The 17361-nt window shown below is 64.4% G+C and carries 17 protein-coding genes; 8 read left to right on the forward strand and 9 right to left on the reverse strand.

Translation table 11 applies throughout. From position 1 onward, the window contains the following. Positions 1–5: 5 nt before the first annotated feature. The 4 genes from mnmG to hemJ all read right to left on the reverse strand — a co-directional run bounded on the left by mnmG (position 6) and on the right by hemJ (position 5563). Entirely contained in the window at positions 6–1883 is a 1878-nt protein-coding gene (gene mnmG, locus QX041_RS20755) for a tRNA uridine-5-carboxymethylaminomethyl(34) synthesis enzyme MnmG (RefSeq protein WP_316166401.1), read from the reverse strand. 235 nt (positions 1884–2118) lie between these two features. Beyond that, the gene (gene mnmE, locus QX041_RS20760; RefSeq protein WP_316166403.1) at positions 2119–3456 is read right to left on the reverse strand and encodes a tRNA uridine-5-carboxymethylaminomethyl(34) synthesis GTPase MnmE; all 1338 of its coding nucleotides are present in this window, start codon (positions 3454–3456) and stop codon (positions 2119–2121) included. Between the two features lie 179 nt (positions 3457–3635). Continuing rightward, positions 3636–4901, reverse strand: a complete 1266-nt coding sequence (rho, locus tag QX041_RS20765; protein WP_008965552.1) for a transcription termination factor Rho — start codon at positions 4899–4901, stop codon at positions 3636–3638. Between the two features lie 239 nt (positions 4902–5140). Continuing rightward, on the reverse strand, positions 5141–5563 hold the full coding sequence (gene hemJ / locus QX041_RS20770) for a protoporphyrinogen oxidase HemJ (RefSeq protein WP_316166404.1): 423 nt from the start codon (positions 5561–5563) through the stop codon (positions 5141–5143). A gap of 413 nt (positions 5564–5976) precedes the next feature. Here hemJ and QX041_RS20775 point away from each other — a divergent pair, with 413 nt between their 5' ends. Genes QX041_RS20775 through dnaQ form a run of 4 tightly spaced genes read left to right on the forward strand, consistent with a single transcriptional unit; the run spans position 5977 to position 8815 of the window. Then, positions 5977–6816: a pyruvate, water dikinase regulatory protein gene (locus QX041_RS20775; RefSeq protein ID WP_316166406.1), complete on the forward strand. Its 840-nt coding sequence runs from the start codon at positions 5977–5979 to the stop codon at positions 6814–6816. An 11-nt stretch (positions 6817–6827) separates the two neighbouring features. After that, positions 6828–7436 carry a Maf family protein gene (locus tag QX041_RS20780; protein WP_315716800.1) on the forward strand — a complete coding sequence of 203 codons (609 nt, stop codon included), beginning with the start codon at positions 6828–6830 and terminating at the stop codon, positions 7434–7436. A gap of 38 nt (positions 7437–7474) precedes the next feature. Then, positions 7475–8074: a dephospho-CoA kinase gene (gene coaE / locus QX041_RS20785; RefSeq protein ID WP_316166407.1), complete on the forward strand. Its 600-nt coding sequence runs from the start codon at positions 7475–7477 to the stop codon at positions 8072–8074. Positions 8075–8116: 42 nt separating this feature from the next. Then, positions 8117–8815, forward strand: coding sequence for a DNA polymerase III subunit epsilon (gene dnaQ, locus QX041_RS20790; RefSeq protein WP_316166408.1), 699 nt, complete (start codon positions 8117–8119; stop codon positions 8813–8815). A 57-nt stretch (positions 8816–8872) separates the two neighbouring features. Here dnaQ and secB read toward each other — a convergent pair whose 3' ends face one another. Further along, positions 8873–9361, reverse strand: coding sequence for a protein-export chaperone SecB (secB, locus tag QX041_RS20795; RefSeq protein WP_315716797.1), 489 nt, complete (start codon positions 9359–9361; stop codon positions 8873–8875). A gap of 384 nt (positions 9362–9745) precedes the next feature. On the opposite strand from secB, the gene QX041_RS20800 reads away from it, so the two are divergent. The 3 genes from QX041_RS20800 to QX041_RS20810 all read left to right on the forward strand — a co-directional run bounded on the left by QX041_RS20800 (position 9746) and on the right by QX041_RS20810 (position 12785). Next, positions 9746–10447 (forward strand): Tim44/TimA family putative adaptor protein, encoded by a 702-nt coding sequence (locus tag QX041_RS20800; protein WP_315716796.1) that lies wholly within the window; start codon positions 9746–9748, stop codon positions 10445–10447. Positions 10448–10616: 169 nt separating this feature from the next. Further along, positions 10617–12197, forward strand: coding sequence for a murein transglycosylase A (locus QX041_RS20805; RefSeq protein ID WP_316166409.1), 1581 nt, complete (start codon positions 10617–10619; stop codon positions 12195–12197). 12 nt (positions 12198–12209) lie between these two features. Beyond that, the gene (locus QX041_RS20810) at positions 12210–12785 is read left to right on the forward strand and encodes a Smr/MutS family protein (protein WP_315750516.1); all 576 of its coding nucleotides are present in this window, start codon (positions 12210–12212) and stop codon (positions 12783–12785) included. A gap of 3 nt (positions 12786–12788) precedes the next feature. Here QX041_RS20810 and QX041_RS20815 read toward each other — a convergent pair whose 3' ends face one another. The 4 genes from QX041_RS20815 to hslV form a co-directional block, all read right to left on the reverse strand. Beyond that, the gene (locus tag QX041_RS20815; RefSeq protein ID WP_316166410.1) at positions 12789–13910 is read right to left on the reverse strand and encodes a hypothetical protein; all 1122 of its coding nucleotides are present in this window, start codon (positions 13908–13910) and stop codon (positions 12789–12791) included. 234 nt (positions 13911–14144) lie between these two features. Next, a complete protein-coding gene (gene hslU, locus QX041_RS20820; RefSeq protein WP_315716792.1) occupies positions 14145–15449 on the reverse strand; it encodes an ATP-dependent protease ATPase subunit HslU in 1305 nt (434 codons plus the stop codon). Between the two features lie 27 nt (positions 15450–15476). After that, positions 15477–15974: a GNAT family N-acetyltransferase gene (locus tag QX041_RS20825; RefSeq protein ID WP_315825695.1), complete on the reverse strand. Its 498-nt coding sequence runs from the start codon at positions 15972–15974 to the stop codon at positions 15477–15479. Further along, positions 15974–16552, reverse strand: a complete 579-nt coding sequence (gene hslV, locus QX041_RS20830) for an ATP-dependent protease subunit HslV (protein WP_316166411.1) — start codon at positions 16550–16552, stop codon at positions 15974–15976. Before hslV ends, QX041_RS20825 begins: the two co-directional genes overlap by 1 nt. A gap of 195 nt (positions 16553–16747) precedes the next feature. Here hslV and hisB point away from each other — a divergent pair, with 195 nt between their 5' ends. Beyond that, positions 16748–17341 carry an imidazoleglycerol-phosphate dehydratase HisB gene (hisB, locus tag QX041_RS20835; RefSeq protein WP_172132601.1) on the forward strand — a complete coding sequence of 198 codons (594 nt, stop codon included), beginning with the start codon at positions 16748–16750 and terminating at the stop codon, positions 17339–17341. Positions 17342–17361: the final 20 nt, after the last annotated feature.

The following is a 17361-nucleotide window of genomic DNA, read 5'->3' on the forward strand; positions in this document are numbered from 1 at the left end:
ACGCCTCAACCCGTGGCCTTGCTTCGACGCGCTTCGCGGCGGAGATAGGCCGCAAGGATCCCGAGCGCCGCCGGCGTCATGCCATCGATCCGGCCGGCCTGCCCGATCGTCCACGGCCTAGCCGCCGTCAGCTTCGCTCGCGCCTCATTGGAGAGACCTGGGACGAGCGCATAGTCGACGTCACCGAGCACCAGGCTTTCGTCGCGCCGGAAGGCGTCGACGTCCTGGCTCTGCCGGCGGACATAGACATCATATTTGGCATCGATCTCAAGATGGATGACGATGGCGGGATCGATCGCGCCGAGCTCCGGCCAGATCGCCCTCACCTCGGAAAAACCGATCTCCGGATAGGCCATCAGTTCGAAGGCCGAGCGGCGCTGGCCATCCTTGTTGAGCGTGAAGCCATGCTTCGCCGCCTCGTTGGGCGTGATCGTCAGCGACCTCGCCATCGCGCGGGCAGCTTCCAACGCGCCCATCTTGCTTCGATGGAAACGCGCACGATCAATGCCGACACAGCCGAGCGCGATGCCCTTGTCGGTCAGCCGCTGGTCCGCGTTGTCCGCCCGCAGCGTCAGCCGATACTCGGCGCGGGAGGTGAACATCCGATACGGCTCGGTGATCCCCCGCGTGACGAGGTCGTCGATCATCACCCCCAGATAGCCATCGGCGCGATCGAATACGACCGGCCCGCCGCCGCCCGCGGCCAGCGCGGCATTGAGGCCCGCGACCAGACCTTGAGCTGCGGCCTCCTCATACCCGGTCGTGCCGTTGATCTGGCCAGCGAGGAACAGACCCTTCATCCGCTTGGTCTGCAGGGTCGGCTCGAGCTCACGCGGATCGACGTGGTCGTACTCGATGGCATAGCCCGGCCGGATCATCCGGACCCGTTCGAGACCCGGGATGGTCGGCAGCAGCGCGAGCTGGACCTCCTCCGGCAGCGAGGTCGAGATGCCGTTCGGGTAGACCGTCGTATCGTCGAGCCCCTCGGGCTCCAGGAAGATCTGGTGACCGTCGCGGTCACCGAAGCGGACGATCTTGTCCTCGACCGAGGGACAGTAACGCGGCCCGGTCGACTTGATCTGCCCGGAGTACATCGGCGAGCGATGGACGTTGGCGCGGATCACCTCGTGGGTTGCGGTCGTCGTCCGGGTGATGCCGCATTGGATCTGCGGGGTGGTGATCCTGTCGGTCAGGACGGAGAACGGCTCCTGCGGATCGTCGCCGGGCTGCATCTCGACCGCGCTCCAGTCGATCGTCGATCCATCCAGGCGCGGCGGCGTGCCGGTCTTGAGGCGGCCGAGCCGAAATCCGATGGCTTCGAGAGACTGGGACAGCCCCAGCGCCGGCGCCTCGCCGACCCGGCCGGCCGGCCAGGTCCTCTCACCCAGGTGGATCAGACCACGCAGGAACGTGCCGGTCGTGATGACGACAGCGCCACAGATGAAGGTCCGGCCGTCAGCCAACCGCACCCCTGCCATCCGTCCGCCGGTAGCGATCAGTTCGTCCGCCTCGCCTTCAATGACGGTGAGGTTTGGGGTCTCCCGGATCGCCGACTGCATCGCCGCGGCGTAGAGCTTGCGGTCGGCCTGGGCGCGTGGACCTCGAACGGCCGGTCCTTTGCGGCGATTCAGAACGCGAAACTGGATGCCGCCGGCGTCGGCGACGCGACCCATCAAGCCGTCGAGAGCGTCGACCTCGCGAACCAGATGTCCTTTTCCCAGTCCTCCGATGGCCGGATTGCAGGACATGGCCCCGATCGTCGCGAACTGATGGGTGATCAGCGCAGTTCGGGCGCCCATGCGCGCCGCGCCCGCCGCCGCTTCACAGCCGGCGTGGCCGCCACCGATGACGACGACGTCGTAGGATGTCAGATGCTGGATCATGGGGCTTATCTAACGCTCGCAGACAATGCTCGGAAGACGTTTCACGTGAAACATTCGCCGACATCGAATCCTCGTTGTTTCACGTGAAACATGACCAACTCCGCGGTCCCATCGTGTTTCACGTGAAACATCCCTGACGGCGTCCGTACACCTGTTTCACGTGAAACAATTGACGCTCGATTAACCAAGCAACGCTTCATTAAGTATATCCGACCCGGTTCGTCGGGAACCGCGGCTACTTGCCGATGCAGAACTCGCGAAAGATCACGTCGAGCAGGTCTTCGACATCCACTCGTCCCAAAAGACGCCCGAGCGCAAGCGCGGCGATCCGCAGCTCCTCCGCAGCAAGCTCCTCGCCCAGGTCGATCGCCGAGATGCTACGCTGAAGCGCAGCGGCGGTGTCGGCGAGCAGAGTCCGCTGCCGCTGCCGTGTGATCAGGCCGCTCTCAGTTGATCCAAAATAGTCCCGGGCAAAGCCAACCAGCGCATCCAGCAGCTCGACCAGCCCTGCCCCGCTTCGCGCGGAGATCTGAAAGACCGGGTTATCTCCGCTGGACGATGGACGACTCCCCTCCCGACCTCTGCTCAGATCGATCTTGTTACGAACGAGCCAGACGGGAGCCTCGCTTTGGCGCTCAACCTCGGCCTGCTCATCCTCCGACAGCCACAGCACCAGATCCGCCTGCGCCGCTCGGTCCCGCGCGCGCCGAACACCCTCCTGCTCAACCGGATCGTCCGTCTCGCGAATGCCCGCGGTGTCGATCACCGTCACTGGATAGCCGTCGAGATCGAGCTGGACCTCAATGAGATCGCGCGTGGTGCCGGCCTGCGGAGAGACGATCGCGACCTCGCGACGCGCAAGCTGGTTCATCAGGGTCGACTTGCCCGCGTTCGGCGGTCCGGCAATGACGACCGTCAGGCCGTCGCGCAGACGTTCGGCCCGGCCCTGGGCCGACAGCACCGACTCGATCTCGGTCAACAGCTCGCCGATCCGGGCGAGCGCCGGCGCCATCAGCTCGATTGGCACGTCGCCTTCATCGGCAAAATCGATCCCGGCCTCGATCAGCGCCGCCGCCTCGATGATCTGCTCACGCCAGCTCCGCGCCTTGTCGCCCAACAGACCCTTCAGCTGCCGCAACGCCTGGCGCCGCTGGCGGTCCGTGTCGGCGTGAATGAGGTCGTCGAGACCTTCGGCCTCGGTCAGATCGATCTTGCCATTCTCGAACGCGCGCCGCGTGAACTCGCCCGGCTCAGCAGGGCGCATCTGCGGCATCGTCGACAGCACCGAGAACATTGTCGCCACGACGGCTCGACTGCCGTGCACATGCAGCTCGGCAACATCTTCGCCGGTGGCGCTTGCGGGTCCGGGAAACCACAGCACGACGGCATCGTCGATCGGCTCGCCATTACCATCCCGCAGCAAGGCGCGCGTCGCCATCCTCGGCAGCGGCAGTTTCCCCGCAAGCATCTGAAGGGCGATGCCGGCGTGAGGCCCGGAGAGCCTGACGATCGCAATCGCACTCGGCAGGCGTCCGGAGGACAGCGCGAAGATGGTCTGGTCGTGTGGATGCATGATCCTCAGTAGGGCTCACCGGCAGCGAAAGACAATCGGTTTGCAGCGGCATGCTTTACGCCGGCGAACCATGGCGGGCGGATAAGCATCGAGGTCTTCACGCCGAGCGCAGCGACAAACACGTCAAACAAAAAGGGCGCTCCGGAGAGCGCCCTTTACAGATTGAAGCAGTGCCTCGATCAGGTGTTCATCGACTCGAAGAACTCGGCATTGCTCTTGGTGCTGCGGAGCTTGTCGAGCAGGAAGTCGATCGCGTCCATGGTGCCCATCGGATTGAGGATGCGGCGGAGCACGTACATCTTCTTGAGGTTCTGCGGCTCGGTGATGAGCTCTTCTTTGCGGGTGCCGGAGCGAGCGATGTCGATCGCCGGGAAGGTCCGCTTGTCCGCGACCTTGCGGTCGAGGATGAGCTCGGAGTTGCCGGTGCCCTTGAACTCCTCGAAGATGACCTCGTCCATGCGGCTGCCGGTGTCGACCAGCGCGGTCGCGATGATCGTGAGCGAGCCGCCTTCCTCAATGTTGCGGGCAGCGCCGAAGAAGCGCTTGGGACGCTGCAGCGCGTTGGCGTCGACGCCGCCGGTCAGCACCTTGCCGGAGGACGGCACGACGGTGTTGTAGGCGCGGCCGAGGCGGGTGATCGAGTCGAGCAGGATGACGACGTCGCGGCCGTGCTCGACGAGGCGCTTGGCCTTCTCGATCACCATCTCCGCGACCTGGACGTGACGGGCGGCCGGCTCGTCGAAGGTCGAGGACACGACCTCGCCCTTCACCGAGCGCTGCATGTCCGTGACTTCTTCCGGACGCTCGTCGATCAGCAGCACGATCAGGTAGCACTCCGGATGATTGGCCGTGATCGAGTGCGCGATGTTTTGCATCAGTACCGTCTTGCCGGTGCGCGGCGGCGCCACGATCAGCGCGCGCTGTCCCTTGCCGATCGGCGCGACGATGTCGATGACGCGTGGCGACAGATCCTTGCGGGTCGGATCCTCGAGCTCGAGCCGGAAGCGCTCGTCCGGAAACAGTGGCGTAAGGTTGTCGAAATTGACCTTGTGCTTGGACTTCTCGGGATCCTCGAAGTTCAGTGTGTTGACCTTGAGCAGCGCGAAATAGCGTTCGCCTTCTTTCGGGCTGCGGATATGCCCTTCGATCGTGTCACCGGTGCGCAGGCCGAAGCGTCGGATCTGCGACGGCGAGACATAGATGTCGTCGGGACCGGGCAGGTAGTTCGCATCCGGCGAGCGCAGGAAGCCGAAGCCGTCGGAGAGCACCTCGACGACGCCCTCACCGATGATGTCGGTTTCCTGGATCGCGAGCTGCTTGAGGATGGCGAACATCAGCTCCTGCTTGCGCATCGTGCTGGCGTTCTCGACCCCGTTTTCCTCCGCGAAGGAGACGAGCTCGGCCGGCGTCTTTGACTTGAGGTCCTGTAGTTTGATTTCCCGCATTGGGGTGGTCCTGTGGAAGCGACTTGGGAGGGATGCGAGGTGGCTGTGGGAAGGCGGACGAAATGAGGTCCGCAGGTCTGAGCAAGGTTGGCGCCGATGAGGCACCAGACCTGATGCGGCGGCCGGTCGAGCCGGAACGCAACCACATCCGCCTGCGTGGGGTGGGATATCCATAATATAGAAAATCGCGCCGTCGTCTGCAAGGCATCTGCAGCGGAGCGGTATTCCCTGGGAAGCGGTCAGAACGGCTTGACGATGACGAGAATCACGATGCCGATCATCAGCACCGTTGGTACCTCATTGATATACCGGTAGAATTTCTGGCTTCGGGTGTTCTTGTCGGCGCCGAATTCCCTGACCCAGCGGGTGAACAGTCCATGGACCCCGGACATGATCAGCACCAGCAGAAATTTCGCATGAAACCAACCGCTGGTATACCAGTGGCCGGACCAGGCCAGATAGAGTCCGGCAAGCCACGTCACGGTGATCGCGGGATTGATGATCGCCTTGAGCAGGCGCCGTTCCATGATCTTGAACGTCTCGGATTGCTTCGAGCCGATCTCGGCGTCGCAATGATAGACGAACAGCCGTGGCAGATACAGCATGCCGGCCATCCACGCGATGACAGCGATGACGTGAAGGGCCTTGATCCACTCATACATCGGAAACGCGTGGTCCTCTCGGCTGCGATCAGCTTGCGTGTCGAGACATATCCGCTCGCTCAGTCCCCTCCAAACCAAATAATTTTAGAATCTTAAGGTTTGAGTCTAGGTAGCGGTGGATTGGACTCATGCAATGTCATCCGCAGTCTGCCCGCAGCTTGTTCACATCCCTCAACATGCGAGCTGCGCACGCCGGTTCGCCCCAGAGTCTGATGTGATTCAGACGCTTGTCGAAATCCTTCGACAGCTTATCCAGAGACAAATGGGCCTCGTCCCGATATCATCGCGCTGCTGCCTGACGTTGTCCCGGACGGCGACCATGTGCAGAACAATCGGGGTTATACAAAGGGAGCGGTCCGAGGCGGCTTTTTGGCCCCATCCTTCACAGGGATTCACAGATCGTTAAGGATTTGATGCCCACCACCGGCAACTACTTTCACCTCCATCTGGTTTCCGATTCGACGGGCGAAACCCTGATCACGGTCGCGCGTGCGGTCGCCGCGCAATACACCAACGTGACCCCGGTCGAGCACGTGTACCCGCTGGTGCGGAGCCAGAAGCAGCTCGACCGCGTGCTCGACGAGATCGAGGAAGCGCCGGGCATCGTTCTGTTCACGCTGCTCGAGAAGGATCTGGTCAGCCGGCTCGAAGCCAAGTGCCAGCAGATCAACATCCCGAGCCTGTCGATCATCGGTCCGGTGATGCAGCTGTTCGAGGCCTATCTCGGCGCATCGACCGCCGGCCGCGTCGGTGCGCAGCACGTGCTCAATGCCGAATATTTCGCCCGCATCGATGCGCTGAACTACACGATGCTCCACGATGACGGGCAGATGGTCGACGGTCTCGAAGACGCCGAAGTGGTGCTGGTCGGCGTCAGCCGGACGTCGAAGACTCCGACCTCGATCTATCTCGCCAATCGCGGCGTGCGCACCGCCAACGTGCCGCTGGTCCCGGGCATTCCGATCCCGCATCAGCTCGAGATATTGAAGAAGCCGCTGGTGGTCAGCCTGCATGCGACCCCGGAGCGGCTGATCCAGGTGCGGCAGAATCGCCTGCTCAGCATGGGTGCGGAATCCGGCAATGAGAACTATGTCGACAAGCAGTCGGTGACGGACGAGGTCGCCTATGCACGCAAGCTGAGTGCGAAGTTCAACTGGGTCATGCTCGACGTGACGCGGCGCTCGATCGAGGAGACGGCCGCCGCGATCCTGAAACTCTATACCGACCGGCAGCGGCAGCGGCTTCCGGACTAGTGAGCGGATCAATGTCCATCTGGTGCAGTGACGAGCCTCTCATTCTGGCATCGCAGAGCCGCGCGCGGCGGATGCTGCTCGCGAACGCAGGACTCGCGTGCGAGGCGCTTCCCGCCGATATCGACGAACGCGCGGTGCAGGCCGAAGCTGGCCTGGTCGCGCCCTACGAGATTGCGTTGCACCTTGCCAACGCGAAGGCCGCAGCGGTCTCGGCAAACAGGCCCAATTCATATGTGGTGGGCGCGGATCAGACGCTGGCATTGGGTGAGCGCATGTTCAACAAGCCGGCCGGCCGCCAGCATGCCATGCAGCAACTGTTGGCGCTGGGCGGACGCACCCATGCGCTGCACTCGGCCATCGCCGTGGTCCGCAATGGCGAGGTGCTGTTCTCGCACGTCGCCGTCGCCTGGATGACGATGCGTGCCCTCACCGAAACCGAGATCGCAGCCTATCTCGATGCCGCCGGCGAAACCGTCACATCCAGCGTCGGCGCCTACCAGCTGGAAGGGCTCGGCGTGCACCTGTTCGACCGCATCGACGGCGATCACTTCACCATCCTCGGCCTGCCGCTGCTGCCGCTGCTCGCCTATTTTCGCGAAGCGAAGCTGCTCAGGATCTGATGCCGACCGCAGCCACGCGCAAGGGGGAGTGACCGCGGATGAGAGTGCTGGGTCTGACCGGCTCGATGGGCATGGGCAAGTCGACGACCGCAAAGCTGTTCGCCGAAGCCGGCGTCCCGGTCTATGACGCCGACGCGACCGTTCATAAGGTCTATGAGGGCGAAGCCGTGCCGGCGATCGAAGCCGAATTTCCTGGGACCACGGTGGACGGCAAGGTGGATCGGGCCAGGCTCTCCGCCAAGGTCGTCGGTGATGCCGACGCGATCCGCAGGCTCGAAGCGATCGTGCACCCGATGCTGCGCTCCTATCATCAGAAGTTTCTCGACGACGCCGAGCAGTCCGGCGTGCCCGTTGCCGTCGTCGATGTCCCCTTGCTGTTCGAGACCGGCGGCGACAAGCGCGTCGATGCCGTGGTGGTGGTGTCGACCGCGCCCGAGATCCAGCGTCAGCGCATTCTGGCGCGCGGCACGATGACGGAAGAAGCGCTCGATGCGCTGCTCGCACGGCAGATGCCGGATGCCGAGAAGCGCAAGCGCGCCGATTTCGTCGTGGATACCTCGCACGGGCTCGATCCGGTGCGGGCACGCATCCGCGACATCCTGGCGGAGGTCGTTAGAATGCCGCAGCGCCGGGGCTGATTCGCGAACGCCGGCCGCGCGGAATCCGACGGATCAAATCAGATGCGTGAGATCGTTCTCGACACCGAAACCACCGGCCTCGACGCCCTGCGCGGCGACCGCCTGGTCGAGATCGGCTGCGTCGAGATCATCAACCGCATGCCCACCGGCCAAGTCTACCATCGCTACATCAATCCCGAACGTGACATGCCGGCGGAGGCGTTCGCGGTTCACGGACTGTCGAGCGAGTTCCTCGCGGACAAGCCGCTGTTTCACGAGATCGTGGAGGAGTTCCTGGAATTCATCGGCGATGCCCCGCTGGTGATCCACAACGCCTCGTTCGACATCGGCTTCATCAATGCCGAGCTCGACCGGGTCAAGCGCGCGGCCATTCCGAGGGACCGTCTGGTCGACACGCTGCTGCTGGCACGTCGCAAGCATCCCGGCGTGTCGAACCGCCTCGACGACCTGTGCTCACGCTATGCGATCGACAACTCACGCCGCACCAAGCACGGCGCGTTGCTCGACGCCGAGCTGCTGGCGGAGGTCTATGTCGATCTGGTCGGGGCGCGGCAGTCGCAGCTGATCCTGACCCAGGACAGCCAGGAGATCCGCATCGGATCTGCCGGCGAGACGCCGCGCCGTCAGCGCGAGCGGCCACTGCTGCCGCGGGTCACGGATGCGGAGCGAGAGGCGCATCGCGCCTTCATCGCCACGCTCGGCGACAAGCCGATCTGGACGGAGTTTCTCGCCGGCACGTGATCCGCCTGATCGGCAGCGGATCACGCCCGGCAAAAATCAATCGTAAGCAGAACCGGATCAGCTCGACAGCACCTGGCCGCCCTGGGCCGCCGCCTGGCGCTCCATGTTCTGGCGGTACAGGCCGACGAAATCGACCGGGTCCAGCATCAGCGGCGGGAAGCCGCCGTCGCGCACCGAATTGGCGACGATCTCGCGGGCGAACGGGAACAGCAGGCGCGGGCATTCGATCAGCAGCATCGGCGACAGGTTCTCGCGCGGAATGTTGACCAGCCGGAACACGCCGCCATAGACCAGCTCGAAGCTGAACATCACCTGGCTGCCGCTCTCGGCCTTGCCCTCGATCGTCAGCGTCACCTCGTATTCGGTGTCATTCAGCGCATTGGCGCCGACATTGATCTGGATGTTGATCTGCGGCGGCTGGCCCTGCGGCGCCAGGGACTGCGGAGCGTTCGGATTCTCGAACGAGAGATCCTTGATGTATTGCGCCAGCACGTTCAGTTGAGGAGGAGGAGCCGCCTCGGGAGTGGCGCCGTTACCGTTGGTCATCGCAGTGTTCTCCAGGCAAAAAGGGCGGGTCGTTGCGGCGCGTGGCTACCATAGGGCCGGCTTGTTCCACAAGGACGAGGCACGGACGCCGCAAAAGGCCGAGGCAGAGGGTTGATCCGGCCGGCATGCCTCTATTTGTCGCATCGGCCCGGGGGCGGAACCAGCGACCGTCTACTCTGTTCCAATCCAAGGTCGATCGGATTTCCCCTTGAGAGGGAAAAGGGTTAGGATCACCGGGCCACAATGTGCCATTGGCCGGGCCCAATTCGATGACTACATCCGGGTCGACCGAGGGATTCACGGGTCTTTACCCGGATCCTGTAGAACGGGTGCCCGGTGGCCGGGCTCCGCGTTCGGCTCGACAAGTCAGAAAGCGAACACGAAGTGGACATTTATACCATCATCTTCCTGGCGCTGGCGGTCTTCATCTTCATCCGCCTGCGCGCCGTGCTCGGGCAGCGCACCGGGAGCGAGCGGACGCCGTTCGATCACGCCGCCCGAAACGCGGTCCAGGGCGCGCCGGACAACCACGTCATGCCGGTTCCCAACAAGCCCATCGATCCCTCGGCTGCGGTCCCCGGCGGCGAGATGCCGGCGCCGGGCGATCGCTGGCGTGGCCTGGCCGAGCCGGGCACACCGCTCGCCCGTGGCCTCGACGCGATCGTCGCCGACGACTCGTCGTTCGATCCGCGCCATTTCCTGACCGGCGCGCGCAGTGCCTACGAGATGATCGTGCTGGCGTTCGCCAATGGCGATCGCCGCGCATTGCGCGACCTGTTGTCGTCCGAGGTCTATGAGAGTTTCGACGCCGTCATCAAGGAGCGTGAGAAGCAGGAGCAGAAGACCGAAACCCGCTTCGTCTCCATCGATACCGCCGAACTGGTCGGTGCCGAGCTGCGCGACCGCACCGCGCAGGTGACGGTGCGCTTCGTCTCGCAAATGATCTCGGTGACACGCGACAAGGGGGGCAACATCGTCGACGGCAATCCGGACAAGGTGGCCGACATCACCGACATCTGGACTTTCGCCCGCGATACCGGCTCGCGCGATCCCAATTGGAAGCTGGTCGGCACCGGCAGCCATTGATGGAATAGGTTGCCGCCGCCGGCGTTACATCGGGAGATCGCCCGCTCTCGATGTCGACCCAGTTCTGCAAGGAGGACGACGAGGTCCATCCTCGGCTTTTTGACCCGGATCTTTTCAGCATCCCGTTTTCTCTGAATTTCGCGTTGAGTGGTACTTTGATGGTGCAAGCATGGTTCGCGAAATTTGGAAGCGGGGTTTCACCGCTCATCGCCTGAAATACTGGACGCCGGCGCTCGCCCTGAGCGTCGCCGCCGTGGCGCTCGCCCCTTATGCGGCCGAGGCGGTGCGCTCGCGCCACCGGGCGGCGGCGCCCCCGGTGCGCCACCTGCCCTACCCGCAACTCGACTGGCCGCTCGAGATCAGCAACAGCCAGTACCTGCCATTGGCCTGGAACGACGTGCCCGGCTGGAACGACGACGACCAGCTTGCGGCCTATCGGACGTTCCGCGCCAGCTGCAAGCCGATCGCCGCAAAGACGGATGCAGCGCCGGATGCCAAGGCGGATGGCAAGCCGCTGGGTGATTCCCTGCGCGACCCCTGTCGCGACGCTCGGGCCACCGATCTCGCCGACAATGCTGCGGCAAGGGCTTTCTTCGAACGGCACTTCGAGCCGCTGAAGATCTCCAAGCTCGGCGATGTCGATGGCTTCGTCACCGGCTACTACGAACCCGTCATCGAGGGCTCGCGGACCCAGAACGAGGTCTACAACGTTCCGGTCTATCGTCGCCCCTCCAATCTGTTCGTCCGTGGCTTCAAGCAGGACGCGACGAGTCTGCCCAACAAGGGTCCCGTCTATCGGAAGATCGGACGGCGCAAGCTGGTCCCCTATTACGACCGCGCGGAGATCGAGGACGGCGCCATCGAGGGCCGCGGCCTGGAGATCGCGTGGCTCAGGAACCAGACTGACCTGCTGTTTGCCCAGATCCAGGGATCGGCGCGCATCAGTCTCGACGACGGCTCGACCATCCGCATCAACTACGATGCCTATAATGGCCTTCCCTACACACCGGTCGGCCGCATCCTGATCGAACGCGGCATCATTCCGCGCGAGCAGATGTCGATGCAGCGTATCCGCGACTGGATGGAGCAGAATCCGGAAGGTGCCAACGAGCTGCGGCGGATGAACCGCTCCTACATCTTCTTCCGCGAGGTGCAGCTGTCGGAGAAGGACGAGGCGGTCGGCGCGCAGGGCATCCCGCTGACGCCCGGCCGTTCGATCGCGGTCGACAAGTCGCTGCACGTCTATGGCACGCCGTTCTTCATCACCGGCGAGCTGCCGATCGAATCCGAGAAGTCGAAGACCGCGTTCCACCGGCTGATGATTGCGCAGGATACAGGCTCGGCGATCGTCGGACCTGCGCGCGCCGATCTCTATTTCGGCGCCGGCCAGGACGCCGGCAAGGTCTCCGGCCGTCTCAAGCACAGCATCCAGTTCGTGATGCTGGTGCCGAAGAGCCTCGATCCGGTCGCGCGTGGCCGCAAGATGCCGCTGCCGGATGCACGCCCGTCGGAGAAGATCGCAAAACTGTTTCCGCAGGTGCTGCCGAAGGAGGCCGCCAAAGCCGCCGCCTCCCCGGTCAACGATGCGAAGGCCCCTGCTTCCGCCGCGAGCGCAATCCCGGCGACCACGGTGGCGCAGAACGTTGTGGCGCCGCAGCCCGTGCCCCTGCCCGAGGCCCGCCCCCGTATCGAAAGTGATCGCAATATCCGCCGATTGCGTTATGGCAGGCGCCATCGCAACCGCCGATGACAAGCCGTCTCCATGTCTGAAGATCCCGAGCCGCCGCGCGGCCGTCGCAAGCGTGGCCTCTCCGAGGACGAGCGCACCCTGTGGGAGACGGTGGCGCGCCAGGTCAAGCCGCTGCGCAAGACGCACCGTCCGGTGCGGCCGCATCCGCCGATGGTGACGGCCGAGCCGCAGCCGGACAAGCCGATGATGACACCGCGGCCGGTCGCGCCGATGGTCGTGCCCAAGCCGGCCCGGCCGGCGATCCCGCCGCTGGTCTCGCTCGGCCGCAAGGAGCGGTCCAAGCTGTCGCGCGGCCGCAGCGAGATCGATGCGCGGCTCGATCTGCACGGCATGACCCAGAGTCGGGCGCATCAGGCGCTGCATCATTTCCTGCATCGCGCCCAGCATGACGGTCTCACCTTCGTGTTGGTCATCACCGGCAAGGGCACCATCGGGGCGGATCCCGAACGTGGCGTGCTCCGGCGGCAGGTGCCGCATTGGCTCAGCCTGCCGGAATTCCGCTCGCTCATCGTCGGCTTCGAGGAGGCTCATGTCGGCCATGGCGGCGCCGGCGCGCTCTATGTCCGGATCAGGCGCGCCCGCGGCTGAGCGTCAGAACGGGCGGATGATCCCGATCCGCGGTACGGCGGTGACAATCCAGCCCAGGATCGTCGTCATGCGGTCGTCGGCGTCGATCGGAGTGATCGGCTTGGTCGCAGGAAGCGTCTTCAGCGCGTGCAGCATCAGTACCATGCAGACCACCCAGCTCGAGATCCAGCGCGAATAGTCGAACACCATGGCGAACATGACGAGGTAAGCGGAGCTGATGACGATCAGCGCGGCGATGACGATCTGGCGATGGCGCTTGTCAGCCAAGGCGCCGATGAGATCCTTGAGATTCCGCCACAGCGGCGCGTGCAGCCACAGCAGCAGCGCATAGATGGGCAGACCCAGCAGGTTCGACGGCAGCCGCGCCCAGGTCTCCTGCACCTCCTTGGCGAGCGGCTGATACCAGACATAGGCGAACTGCAAGAGCTCGGTGCGCGACGGATCGACCATGCGCGAGCGCAAGTAGGACGCGAAGTCGGCCTCGGGCAGCGGCATGGTGCCGAGGAATTGCGCCGCGAGGAACAGCGCGCCGAGGCCGAGCAGCGCGCTAGCGCCGACTGCAATATCCAGGCGAGTGAGGGGACGTGTCAGGTAGTAGCGCAGCACGACGATCGCGGTGATGGTCGGCACGTACATCAGCAGATGGATGTGATGAATCAGCACGAGCAGGGCCGAGATCAATGCCGCAAGCAGCACGTAGGCCAGCGTGCGCGCCGGCACCAGCAGCAGGACGATCGCGCCGAGACAGCCATAGATGTCGAAATGGCCGAGCGTGAACAGGAAGTTCTTGAACACGAACGGCGAGCAGGCGGTGAAGATGAACAACGGCAGCCGTGCGCGATCGAAGCCGAACGTGCGGCGGAAGAGCTGCGCGAACAGTGCGAAGGTGATGAGCCAGACGCAACCGGCCAGCGCGAACACCAGCCAGACCGGCACCTTCGCGGCGAACAGGCCGACCATGGCACCGATCAGCGCGCGCTTGATGAAGCCGAAATGATAGTCGACCAGCAGATGGATGTACGGAATGTAGGGCGGCAGCGTGAGCTTGTGCAGGAAGACGCCGAGCATCACGGCGGCGTTGACGGCGAGCATCAGGCGCCAGTGTTTGCTGGAGGCGGCGGTCATGCGGCGTCCGAGCGGTGATAGATGGCGACGAGGTCGTCGCCCCGTCCACCACTGTCGTCCCGGCCTTGAGCCGGGACCCATAGCCGCCGCCGTTCGTGGTGAGGCAAGGCTGGAGCCGCCATCGTGAGTCACAATCAGCTTTGGTGGTTATGGGTCCCCGCGTTCGCGGGGACGGCAGCGGATTTTGACGCCGCGCCGGAGCGAAGAAGCTCAGCGCTTGCTAGGCGCAGCCGACTACAAAATGAACCGGCTGAGATCCGCGTTCTTGGCGAGGTCGCCGATGTGTTGCTGCACATACGCAGCGTCGACGCGCATGGTTTCGCCGTTACGATCGGACGCCGTGAAGGAGATCTCGTCGAGCACGCGCTCCATCACCGTCTGCAGCCGGCGCGCGCCGATGTTCTCGACCGTCGAATTCACCGCGACCGCGATGTCGGCGAGCGCGTCGATCGCATCGTCGGTGATGTCGAGCGTCACGCCCTCGGTCTGCATCAGCGCGACATATTGCTTGATCAGCGATGCCTCCGGCTCGGTCAGGATGCGCCGCATGTCGTCGCGCGTCAGCGCCTGCAGCTCGACCCGGATCGGCAATCGTCCCTGCAGCTCCGGCAAGAGGTCCGAGGGCTTGGCGATGTGGAACGCGCCGGAGGCAATGAACAGGACGTGGTCGGTCTTGACCGCACCATGCTTGGTCGAGACCGTCGTGCCCTCGATCAGCGGCAGCAGGTCACGCTGCACGCCCTCGCGCGAGACGTCGCCGCCGGCGCGGTTCTCGCGCACGCAGATCTTGTCGATCTCGTCGAGAAACACGATGCCGTTGTTCTCGACCACGCTGATTGCTTCCTGCACCAACTGCTCGCTGTCGAGCAGCTTGTCGGATTCTTCCGCGATCAGGATGTCGTGCGAGGCCTCGACCGTCACGCGCCGCGTCTTGGTGCGGCCGCCGAGCTTGCCGAAGATGTCGCCGATCGAGATCGCGCCCATCTGGGCTCCCGGCATGCCGGGGATCTCGAACATCGGCAAGCCGCCGCCGGAGGACTGCGTCTCGATCTCGATCTCCTTGTCGTTGAGCTCGCCGGCACGCAGCTTGCGGCGGAACGAGTCGCGCGTCGCAGCACTCGCATTGGCGCCGACCAGCGCGTCGAGGACGCGCTCCTCGGCGGCGAGCTGCGCGCGGGCGGCGACGTCCTTGCGCTTGCGCTCCCGGACCTGGGCGATCGCGACCTCGACGAGGTCGCGGATGATCTGCTCGACGTCGCGGCCGACATAGCCGACCTCGGTGAACTTGGTCGCCTCGACCTTGAGGAACGGTGCGCCCGCAAGCTTGGCCAGCCGCCGCGCGATCTCGGTCTTGCCGACGCCGGTCGGCCCGATCATCAGGATGTTCTTCGGCAGCACCTCTTCGCGCAGGCCTGCATCGAGCTGCAGCCGGCGCCAGCGGTTGCGCAAGGCAATGGACACCGCCCGCTTGGCGTCGGCCTGGCCGACGATGTAGCGGTCGAGTTCGGAGACGATTTCGCGGGGTGAAAAGTCGGTCATGGGGCTCTAGCTAGGTTTGGATCGCAATCAGGGCAAGTCGCCGGGCTGGCTCACCATCAGCAGCGCAGAGCCCTCCGGCGTTTCGACGAGCCGATCGCGTCTGAATCCGGCCTTCTCGTAGGCGCGCACGGCACGGGCGTTCGCCGGATCTGGATCGGTCACCACGCGTGGCGCGGCCGATCGCAGCAGGTCTTCGACGAACTGCCGAATGAAACGCGCCCCATGGCCGCGCCCGATCATGTCGGGCTCGCCGATGAACTGATCGATGCCACGCGTGGCAGGCGGTTGAGGCCCGAATCCATGATCCCAGGCTGAGAGCGCATAGCACTGGAGATATGCGAACGGCCGGCCATCGATCGCGACGATAAATTGGTCCATGTCAGGATGAGCGAGATCGCCGCTCACCAGCGCATATTGCTCGTCGGGCTCTCCCCACCACCGCATCACGTCCGGCGTGCCAAGCCAACGGCGTATCAAGGGCAGGTCGGCGGCAGCCATTGCGCGGATGGCGTAATCCTGAGCCATTAATCCCGCACCATGGCTGAGCCGCCCTGCAAGGTCTCGATGGTGATGTTGCGGTTGGTGTAGACGCAGATGTCGGCGGCGATGTCGAGCGAGCGGCGCACGATGCTCTCGGCGTCCTTGTCGGTGTCGATCAGCGCACGCGCGGCCGCAAGCGCATAGTTGCCGCCGGAGCCGATCGCCATCACGCCGGCCTCCGGTTCCAGGACGTCGCCCGTCCCGGTCAGCACCAGCGAGACCTCCTTGTCGGCCACGATCATCATGGCTTCGAGCCGCCGCAGATAGCGGTCGGTGCGCCAGTCCTTGGCGAGCTCGACCGCGGCCCGGGTCAGCTGACCCGGATATTGCTCGAGCTTGCTCTCCAGCCGCTCGAACAGGGTGAACGCGTCGGCGGTGGCGCCGGCGAAGCCGCCGATGACGTCGCCCTTGCCGAGCTTGCGCACCTTCTTGGCATTGGACTTGATCACGGTCTGGCCGATCGAGACCTGGCCGTCGCCGCCGATCACCACCCTGCCCCCCTTGCGGACGGTCAGGATCGTGGTGCCGTGCCAGACAGTGGGCTCGTTCGAAGATGCGTGCATGGGGGATCCCTGGTTGATGCCCTGATTTAGGCGCTCAGGCGTCGGGATACAATTACCGGGTCCCTGCCCTGCCCGACCGGGTCTTGAAATCCGCTCACCATGGCCCGAGATCAGGCCTCATGGGGCTCATCCCGCAGTAGCTAAGGCGTCATCCGTTTGATAAAAGGGCCGCGTTTTCAAGGGAAAGCTGACCCCATGCGTAGCGCGACCATCAAGCGCAAGACCAAAGAGACCGACATCGAGGTGTCCGTGAACCTCGACGGCACCGGCGTCGTGAACATCGCGACCGGGATCGGCTTCTTCGATCACATGCTGGATCTGCTGGCCCGGCATTCCCGCATCGACATGACCGTCAAGGCGGTCGGCGACCTCCATATCGATTTCCACCACACCACCGAGGATGTCGGCATCGCCCTCGGCCAGGCCGTGCGTCAGGCGCTCGGCGACATGGCCGGCATCACCCGTTACGCCTCGATCCACATGCCGATGGACGAGACCCTGACGCGCGTCGTGATCGACGTATCGGGCCGGCCGATGCTGGTATTCCGCACGACCTTTGCGCGCGACAAGATCGGCGAGTTCGACACCGAGCTGGTGCGCGAATGGTTCAACGCCTTTGCCATGAACGCCGGCATCACCCTGCATGTCGAGACGCTGTACGGCGAGAACGCCCATCATATCGCCGAATCCTGCTTCAAGGGTCTGGCGCGGGCCCTCCGCGCAGCCCTTGCGATCGATCCTCGCAATCAGGGCGAAGTGCCATCCACCAAGGGTCAGCTCGGCGGCTGACCTCCCTCCTCCCAAGGGAT

Origin of the sequence: Bradyrhizobium sp. SZCCHNRI2009 (genome assembly GCF_032485115.1) — a bacterium.
Lineage (GTDB): Bacteria > Pseudomonadota > Alphaproteobacteria > Rhizobiales > Xanthobacteraceae > Bradyrhizobium.

What these genes read in the sequence shown, in the direction of transcription:
- mnmG (WP_316166401.1), bottom strand. Translation starts at nt 1,883, where the DNA reads ATGATCCAGCATCTGACATCCTACGACGTCGTCGTCATCGGTGGCGGC.
- mnmE (WP_316166403.1), bottom strand. Translation starts at nt 3,456, where the DNA reads ATGCATCCACACGACCAGACCATCTTCGCGCTGTCCTCCGGACGCCTG.
- rho (WP_008965552.1), bottom strand. Translation starts at nt 4,901, where the DNA reads ATGCGGGAAATCAAACTACAGGACCTCAAGTCAAAGACGCCGGCCGAG.
- hemJ (WP_316166404.1), bottom strand. Translation starts at nt 5,563, where the DNA reads ATGTATGAGTGGATCAAGGCCCTTCACGTCATCGCTGTCATCGCGTGG.
- QX041_RS20775 (WP_316166406.1), top strand. Translation starts at nt 5,977, where the DNA reads ATGCCCACCACCGGCAACTACTTTCACCTCCATCTGGTTTCCGATTCG.
- QX041_RS20780 (WP_315716800.1), top strand. Translation starts at nt 6,828, where the DNA reads ATGTCCATCTGGTGCAGTGACGAGCCTCTCATTCTGGCATCGCAGAGC.
- coaE (WP_316166407.1), top strand. Translation starts at nt 7,475, where the DNA reads ATGAGAGTGCTGGGTCTGACCGGCTCGATGGGCATGGGCAAGTCGACG.
- dnaQ (WP_316166408.1), top strand. Translation starts at nt 8,117, where the DNA reads ATGCGTGAGATCGTTCTCGACACCGAAACCACCGGCCTCGACGCCCTG.
- secB (WP_315716797.1), bottom strand. Translation starts at nt 9,361, where the DNA reads ATGACCAACGGTAACGGCGCCACTCCCGAGGCGGCTCCTCCTCCTCAA.
- QX041_RS20805 (WP_316166409.1), top strand. Translation starts at nt 10,617, where the DNA reads ATGGTTCGCGAAATTTGGAAGCGGGGTTTCACCGCTCATCGCCTGAAA.
- QX041_RS20810 (WP_315750516.1), top strand. Translation starts at nt 12,210, where the DNA reads ATGTCTGAAGATCCCGAGCCGCCGCGCGGCCGTCGCAAGCGTGGCCTC.
- QX041_RS20815 (WP_316166410.1), bottom strand. Translation starts at nt 13,910, where the DNA reads ATGACCGCCGCCTCCAGCAAACACTGGCGCCTGATGCTCGCCGTCAAC.
- hslU (WP_315716792.1), bottom strand. Translation starts at nt 15,449, where the DNA reads ATGACCGACTTTTCACCCCGCGAAATCGTCTCCGAACTCGACCGCTAC.
- QX041_RS20825 (WP_315825695.1), bottom strand. Translation starts at nt 15,974, where the DNA reads ATGGCTCAGGATTACGCCATCCGCGCAATGGCTGCCGCCGACCTGCCC.
- hslV (WP_316166411.1), bottom strand. Translation starts at nt 16,552, where the DNA reads ATGCACGCATCTTCGAACGAGCCCACTGTCTGGCACGGCACCACGATC.
- hisB (WP_172132601.1), top strand. Translation starts at nt 16,748, where the DNA reads ATGCGTAGCGCGACCATCAAGCGCAAGACCAAAGAGACCGACATCGAG.